The sequence below is a fragment of the Bradyrhizobium lablabi genome (assembly GCF_001440475.1).
Lineage (GTDB): Bacteria > Pseudomonadota > Alphaproteobacteria > Rhizobiales > Xanthobacteraceae > Bradyrhizobium > Bradyrhizobium lablabi.
Genome location: NZ_LLYB01000135.1, coordinates 66571 through 73984 on the forward strand (window position 1 = coordinate 66571; position 7414 = coordinate 73984).

The window sequence follows — 7414 nt, forward strand, 5'->3', positions numbered from 1 at the left end:
GGGGCGATGATCTTAAACGCAGACGACCGCCCGAACCGCGATGGCGCGGCGGCGGCGAGCGATGGCGATGGTCGAGGCGTTGATCATGGGCGCGGCTATAAGGCCGCGCCCGCCAAACGTCAAGTTATGACTGCCATTCCGGCAAGGACTGGCGTCAGATCACCGGATTCCACGGTGCCGGGATCACCCGGTAGCCGCTGCCGTCCTTTTCGACGTTGCCAAGCCCCGGGAACGGGTAATGGAAGCCCTGCACCTGAAGCTTCTCCGCCACCACCATGTCGTAGGTCTTGCGGCGGGCCTTCTCGGCCATGTCGGCGTCCTGATCGAAGAAGGCGTGCCATTCGGGATGGGCCGCAAACAGGTAGGGAATGTTGGTGACATCGGACTGGACGAACACCTTGCCCGAGCCCGAGGACAGCACGTAGGAGGTGTGGCCCGGCGTGTGACCGGCGGTCTCGACCGCGAGCAGGCCGGGAGCGACTTCCTTGCCCCACTCATAGGGCGTCACCTTCTTCTTGAGCCCGGCCTCGAACACGCGGCGGGCGTTCTTGAACACGCCCGGCATGCGCTCGCCGGTCTGCTTAGCCATTTCGCCGTCGTCCATGAAGTATTTCCACTCGACGGACGGCACCAGCACTTCGGCGTTCGGGAACGCAAGCGTGTTCTCAGCATTGAGCAGGCCGTTGATGTGGTCGCCATGGAAATGCGAGATCACCACCATGTCGACGTTCTTCGGATCGAAGCCGGCGGCGGCCATGTTGGTGGCGAACTGGCCGACGGCGCCCTTGCTCGATGCAAACGCGCCCGGGCCGTTGCCGGTGTCGAGGACGATCAGCTTGCCGCCGGAATTGATCACCAGCGGTCCGAACTGGATGCTGACCTTGTCCTTCGGCATGTACGCCTTCTCGAGCGCCGCGGCGACTTCGTCCTTCTTCGCGTTGAGAACGAAGCTGTCGCCGAGCGGGAAGGTGTTGACGCCGTCGGAAATAACGGTGACCTGCACGTCACCCAGCTTGTAGCGATAGAAACTCGGCGCCTGCTTGTCGGCCATCGGCGCGGCGGCGTTGGCAGTCATGGCAGGCAATAGCGGCGCGGCGGCGAGCCCGGCAGACCCGGCCAGTATGTGACGTCGTGTCAATTTCATATGATGTCCTCCCAGTGAGACGATAGATCCGGTGCGCGGCCTCTGTTGCGTACCCTTGGTCTGTAGCCCGCTGCTTCTACCAGCGCGTTAAGATAGCGCGACGACAGCGAAGCAACGCCAACGCAAAGATGAACCTATCGTGGAGGCTAACACTCCCGCCATCCGCTTATTCCGCCATCCTCACACCAGTTACAGCCGAACCGCACATAAGATGAGAACCGTTCGCATCAAACGCGCCGGCTGGATAATCCGACGTGGCGGGCGCAATTTCCCCGGCGCTTGTTATTGAGCGCCAGGATTTCAAAATCGAAAAGCGAGGAAATCAGCAACAGCGGCAAGCGAACTGATACACGCGATCATGTTGCTCAAAGTTATTGCGGCCGTCCGTTATATCGGCTGATCCGCCAACACCGCAAAATTGCCTGCCCTACCACACCCGCCACAGCCATTCGGCGAGCTTGCCCATGACGTCGCCGACCAGCAGCAACGCGGCCGACCAGATCAGCGCCGAGACGAAATTGGCGATCTGGAACGGCCAGTAGGACATTTCGAAAATGCCGGCGGCGAGCGGCACCGAGGCGCGCAGCGGCCCGAAGAAGCGGCCGATGAAGATCGAGGGCACGCCCCATTTTTTCACGAACGCTTCGCCGCGCGGCAGGATCTCGGGATAACGCGACAGCGGCCACATCTCGGCGACATGCTCCTTGTAGCGGTAGCCGAACCAGTAGGAGACCCAGTCGCCGAGCGCAGCCCCAATGCCGCCGGCGAGCCAGACCGGCCAGAAGCTGATGCCGCTGACGCCGATCAGCGCGCCGATCGCGACCAGCGCGCCCCAGGCGGGCACCAGCAGCGAAACGAAGGCAAGCGATTCGCCGAATGCCAGCAGCAGGACGATCGGTGCGGCCCAGGCCTGATTGTCGCGCACGAAATCAGCCAGAGCGCGCGCAAAGTCTTGCATGTCTTGAGTGCCTTCCCAGCCCCGTTTGCGCCATTGAACTCCTCCGATTCAAGGCTCAAGACAGCTAAGCCAGCCGCTTGCGTGACTTCAAGTCACAAAGCCGGGCACGGGTTGTGATTAAGGGCCGCTCATCTCTTTGTCCGGGCGTTCCATGTCGTACCCGCCCTCGGGTTTCGGAATACCGATCAGCTCTGCGGCTGCGGCGGTCGTCTTGGCGGGCGTGGCTTGGCCGTGCGGGGCGGTGCGACCGGTTGCAGGGTCACAATGACCGGATTTGGCTTGTGATCCAGCGCCGCGCCGGTCGCGGCATCGACGCCCATTCCGACCAGGCCACCGAGCAGAACATTGCCGGCGAAGCCTGCTGCCCCGGCTCCCGGGATCTCCTTCGTCAACGGAATAGTCTGCGGCTCATAGCCTTCCTTGTTGACCGTCACCGTGATGTCAGCGTTGCGCTTGGCCTGAACCACGCATGGCGTCACGCAAGCCGTTGGAATATCCAAACCGGTAATTTCGGCCGTCGCGCCCGCCGGCGTGCTCGAAATGGAAATGTTTTCTGTCGTTCCCCGTGTCACCGAGGCGCACCCAACACACGGCGCCGCGATCGCGACGGCCAGCACTAGTCTGATAATCATTTGATCGGATCCCCCTGCCCGCCAGGACAATCCGACAACCGAAAAGCGAATGCAAGGGCGCGCCCGCGCTGGCGTTGCCATATAGTTATTTGCAAGTCCCGCGCTGCCGCCCTAAGAGCCGCGACGCGACCTTGCCCACCGTCACCTTTTGAGCCCATCCGTGGCATAGTCAGGCAGACCGATTCGCTCGCGCGAGATCGCGCGCAACACCTAAAGAGCCATGTCCAAGTCATTGAAATCAGCTGCAAAACCCAAATCCGCCAACGACCTCTTCGGCGCGGAATCGAAGGGCCGGGCCGCGCCCAAGGCCGCCGCGCGCGGAACCAGCGCCGAGGCCGGCTATACCGCCGCCGACATCGAGGTGCTGGAGGGATTGGAGCCGGTGCGCCGGCGTCCCGGCATGTATATCGGCGGCACCGACGAAAAGGCGCTGCACCATCTGTTCGCGGAAGTCATCGACAACGCGATGGACGAAGCGCTGGCGGGGCACGCCTCCTTCATCGAGGTCGAGCTGAGCGCCGACGGATTCCTGACGGTCACCGACAACGGCCGCGGCATCCCGGTCGATCCGCATCCGAAGTTTCCGAAGAAGTCGGCGCTCGAAGTCATCATGTGCACGCTGCACTCGGGCGGCAAGTTCGACTCCAAGGTCTACGAGACTTCGGGCGGCCTGCACGGCGTCGGCGTCTCCGTCGTCAATGCCCTCTCCTCGCGGCTCGAGGTCGAAGTCGCGCGCAGCCAGAAACTCTATCGCATGAGCTTCGAGCGCGGCCATCCCAAGGGCAAGCTCGAAGACCTCGGCAAGATCAACAACCGCCGCGGCACCCGCATCCGCTTCAAGCCGGATACCGACATCTTCGGCGCCAAGGCAGCCTTCAAGCCGCAGCGCCTGTTCAAGATGACGCGCTCGAAAGCGTATCTGTTCGGCGGCGTCGAGATTCGCTGGCGCTGCGATCCTTCGCTGCTGAAGGGCATCGAGGACGTGCCCGCCGAGGACAGCTTCCACTTCCCAGGCGGCCTGAAGGATTATCTCGGCGCGGCGATCCACGCCGACACGCTGGTGCACCCGGACATCTTCTCCGGCAAATCAGGCCGCAACGGCGCGCACGGCGCCTGCGAATGGGCCGTCGCCTGGACCGCGGATGCCGACGGCTTCCTCTCCTCCTACTGCAACACTGTGCCGACGCCCGACGGCGGCACCCATGAATCCGGCCTGCGCAGCGCGATGCTGCGCGGCCTGAAAGACCACGCCGAGCGCATCGGCCAGGGCAAGCGCGCCGCGCCCGTGACATCGGAAGACGTCATGGTGGGTGCTGCCGTGATGCTCAGCGTGTTCGTGCGCGAACCGGAATTCCAGGGCCAGACCAAGGATCGTCTCGCCACCGCAGAGGCACAGAAGATCGTCGAACAGGCGATCAAGGATCCGTTCGATCACTGGCTGTCGGGCAATCCGCTGCAGGCCAACAAGCTCCTGGATTTCGTCATCGAGCGCGCCGACGAGCGACTGCGCCGCCGCGCCGAGAAGGAGACCTCGCGCAAGACCGCGGTGAAGAAACTCCGCCTGCCCGGCAAGCTCGCCGATTGCACCAACACCGCAACCGACGGCTCCGAGCTGTTCATCGTCGAGGGCGACTCGGCCGGCGGCAGCGCCAAACAGGCGCGCGACCGCAAGACCCAGGCCGTGCTTCCATTGCGCGGAAAAATCCTAAACGTCGCGTCCGCCGGCAAGGACAAGCTGACTGCGAACGCACAGCTCGCCGATCTCATGCAGGCGATCGGCTGCGGCACGCTTGCGCATTACCGCGAGGAAGATCTGCGCTATTCGCGCATCATCATCATGACCGACGCCGACGTCGACGGCGCGCATATCGCCTCGCTCCTGATCACGTTCTTCTACCGCCAGACGCCGAGGTTGATCGACGAGGGACACCTCTACCTCGCGGTGCCGCCGCTCTACCGGCTCACCCATGGCAGCAAGACCGTCTATGCACGCGACGAGGCACACAAGGATCAGCTTCTCAGGAGCGAGTTCAACGCCAACGCCAAGGTCGAAGTCGGCCGCTTCAAAGGCTTGGGCGAGATGATGCCGGCCCAGCTCAAGGAAACCACCATGGATCCGGCCAGGCGTACGCTATTGCGCGTGGTGCTTTTGGCCGACGACCGCGAAGGCACCGCCGATTCGGTCGAGCGGCTGATGGGAACCAAGGCCGAGGCGCGGTTCGCCTTCATCTCCGACAAAGCCGAATTCGCCAGCGACGACCTGCTGGACGTCTAAATCGTCACTTTCGGGCTCTTTTCGGGCGATTTCCGGCCAATATGGCCGGATGGCGCCGGTTTGCGCCTGTTTTCCAGGCGGTTTCGCAACCGCCGATTTCGGGCACCTGTGCTCCTCGCGCAACAGCAATTTCGGCGGAACTGCGTATAGTCACGATACTGGATTTTGGGAATCGGCGCTCGCGCACCCCCGCTCAGGCGGTGGCGCAACTGGGGTAAGGGATTTGAAAATGAAGAAATTGGTAATCGCTCTGGCCGCCGCAGCGGCTTTCTCGGCCCCGGCCTTTGCGGCTGACATGGCTGCCAAAGCTCCGCGCGTGGCTGCGGTTCCTGCCCCGGTTGCCAGCTGGACCGGTTGCTACATCGGTGCTGGCGGTGGCGGCGCTTACACCAACAACGACCACAACGAAATCGTCACGGCCACCGGTCTTCCGCGATCCTTCAATGAGACGAGCGGAGCACGCGGTTGGTTCGGCACCGTGGGAGCGGGCTGCGACTACCAGTTCGACCGGTTCGTGGTCGGTGTGTTCGGCGACTACGACTTCATGGATGTGAGGGGCGACATCGGGTTCGATGGCGTTAACATTGTGCGGGGCGTTGGATCGCAGAAGCAGGATTATCAGTGGGCTGTCGGTGGCCGCGTCGGTTACCTGATCACGCCGCAATTGCTGACCTATTTCTCGGGCGGTTATACGGAAGGCCATTGGAAGGGGACCTCCTTCACCCAGCTCGGTGCTGCAGCGCCGTTGTGGAGCATGCCCGGGTTCACTCGGGGTGGCTGGTTCATCGGTGCCGGTGACGAGTATGCCTTGGGCTTCCTGCCCGGCCTGTTCTGGAAGACCGAGTATCGTTACTCGGAGTTCGATCGGGTCAACGTTGGCGTCAACCTCGCTGCCACCGGCCTTCCGACAGGCATCCAGATGACCGAAAAACTCCGCGAGCACAGCATTCGCAGCGAGCTGGTCTACCGCTTCAACTGGGGTGGCCCGGTCGTCGCCAAGTATTGATCTCTGCCAAATCAGCAGCTCAAAAGCCCCGGCATCGTCCGGGGCTTTTTTGTGCCTGGAGCAAGCCACCTTTCGGCCACCTGTGTTCCCCGCGCAACAGCATTTTGGGCGGAACTGCGTATAATCACGGTATCGGGCTTTGGGAATCGGTGCTCGCGCACTTGGGGTAAAGGAATTTGAGAATGAAAAACGTACTGTTCGCATTAACCGCAGTGGTGGCGATGACCGGATCGGCCTTTGCGGCTGACCTCGCGGCCCGTCCCTACACCAAGGCCCCGGCTGCGGTTCCCGCCCCTGTTGCCAGCTGGACCGGCTGCTATATCGCCGCCGGCGGCGGTGGCGCTTACAGCAACAACGACCACAGCGAAATCGTCGCGGCCACCGGTCTGCCGAGAACTTTCAATGAGACGACCGGAGCCCGCGGCTGGTTCGGCACCGTGGGAGCGGGCTGCGACTACCAAGTCGATCGGTTCGTGATCGGTGTGTTCGGCGACTATGACTTCATGGATGTGCGGGGCGACATCGGGTTCGACGGCACTAATTTCATCAGGGGCGTCGGATCGCAGAAGCAGGATTACCAGTGGGCGGTGGGTGGCCGTGTCGGCTACGTGATCACGCCACAATTGCTGACCTATTTCTCGGCCGGTTATACGGAAGGCCATTGGAAGGGGACCTCCTTTAGCCAGCTCGGTTTTGGGCCGGGGCCGTTCTGGAACATGCCCGGGTTCACTCGGGGCGGCTGGTTCATCGGCGCCGGCGACGAGTATGCTTTGAGCTTCCTGCCCGGCCTGTTCTGGAAGACCGAATATCGTTATTCGGAGTTCGATCGGGCTAACGTTGCTGTCAGCTTCGCTGCCACCGGCATCCCCACCGCCTTCCAGATGACCGAAAAACTCCGCGAGCATAGCGTTCGCAGCGAGCTCGTTTACCGCTTCAACTGGGGTGGCCCGGTCGTCGCCAAGTACTGAGCCAAGTATTGATCTCTGCTAAATAGCAGCTCAAAAGCCCCGGCATCGTCCGGGGCTTTTTTGTGCCTGGCGCAAGCCCACCAGCCCATCCCATGCATTACGAATTGCCGTCCACCGCCGCCTTCAGCGACCAGTACGCGCGCCGCAAGCGGAATTCGATCTCGGACCAGTTCGGATCCGTCATCCCCTGCCCGCGCGCATCGCGAAATGCCATTGCCTCGGCGCGGCCAATGCCTGACATCACCAGCGACGGATCGTCGGCCGGCTTGCCGTAGGTGATGGCGGCCACGCGGGTGATCGTCAGGCCGTACTGCGCCGAGCCCGCCGCCTCGCGCCTTGCCTGCCACCAATCGAGTTCGAGCCGCGCGGCTTCCTCGGCGTCGAACCCGCCGGGCGCGGCGGATGCGAGCAGGCGCCACGAGCGGCGGCAG

General features: G+C 62.9%; 7 protein-coding genes. 3 read left to right on the forward strand and 4 right to left on the reverse strand.

Going from position 1 to position 7414, the window contains the following annotated elements; translation table 11 throughout:
- Positions 1 to 154: 154 nt before the first annotated feature.
- From CQ14_RS41475 to CQ14_RS41485, 3 genes are all read right to left on the reverse strand, one after another.
- Positions 155 to 1144, reverse strand: a complete 990-nt coding sequence (locus CQ14_RS41475) for an MBL fold metallo-hydrolase (RefSeq protein WP_057863520.1) — start codon at positions 1142 to 1144, stop codon at positions 155 to 157.
- Between the two features lie 427 nt (positions 1145 to 1571).
- Positions 1572 to 2102, reverse strand: a complete 531-nt coding sequence (locus CQ14_RS41480) for a DedA family protein (protein ID WP_057863521.1) — start codon at positions 2100 to 2102, stop codon at positions 1572 to 1574.
- Between the two features lie 185 nt (positions 2103 to 2287).
- Positions 2288 to 2728, reverse strand: coding sequence for a PEGA domain-containing protein (locus CQ14_RS41485; protein WP_057863532.1), 441 nt, complete (start codon positions 2726 to 2728; stop codon positions 2288 to 2290).
- A 226-nt stretch (positions 2729 to 2954) separates the two neighbouring features.
- Between CQ14_RS41485 and parE the strand changes: the two genes are divergently transcribed.
- The 3 genes from parE (at position 2955) to CQ14_RS41500 (ending at position 6983) form a co-directional block, all read left to right on the forward strand.
- Positions 2955 to 5009 (forward strand): DNA topoisomerase IV subunit B, encoded by a 2055-nt coding sequence (gene parE, locus CQ14_RS41490; protein ID WP_057863522.1) that lies wholly within the window; start codon positions 2955 to 2957, stop codon positions 5007 to 5009.
- Between the two features lie 229 nt (positions 5010 to 5238).
- Positions 5239 to 6015 (forward strand): outer membrane protein, encoded by a 777-nt coding sequence (locus tag CQ14_RS41495; protein ID WP_057863523.1) that lies wholly within the window; start codon positions 5239 to 5241, stop codon positions 6013 to 6015.
- A 182-nt stretch (positions 6016 to 6197) separates the two neighbouring features.
- Entirely contained in the window at positions 6198 to 6983 is a 786-nt protein-coding gene (locus tag CQ14_RS41500) for an outer membrane protein (RefSeq protein ID WP_057863524.1), read from the forward strand.
- A gap of 97 nt (positions 6984 to 7080) precedes the next feature.
- On the opposite strand, the gene CQ14_RS45115 is transcribed toward CQ14_RS41500, so the two are convergent.
- Positions 7081 to 7414, reverse strand: a 334-nt coding sequence (locus CQ14_RS45115; RefSeq protein ID WP_199805749.1) for a hypothetical protein, incomplete at its 5' end; no start/stop codon positions are given.

Excerpts from the sequence above, each read along its gene's own strand:
- CQ14_RS41480 (WP_057863521.1), bottom strand. The coding sequence starts at position 2,102 with ATGCAAGACTTTGCGCGCGCTCTGGCTGATTTCGTGCGCGACAATCAG.
- parE (WP_057863522.1), top strand. The coding sequence starts at position 2,955 with ATGTCCAAGTCATTGAAATCAGCTGCAAAACCCAAATCCGCCAACGAC.
- CQ14_RS41475 (WP_057863520.1), bottom strand. The coding sequence starts at position 1,144 with ATGAAATTGACACGACGTCACATACTGGCCGGGTCTGCCGGGCTCGCC.
- CQ14_RS41495 (WP_057863523.1), top strand. The coding sequence starts at position 5,239 with ATGAAGAAATTGGTAATCGCTCTGGCCGCCGCAGCGGCTTTCTCGGCC.
- CQ14_RS41500 (WP_057863524.1), top strand. The coding sequence starts at position 6,198 with ATGAAAAACGTACTGTTCGCATTAACCGCAGTGGTGGCGATGACCGGA.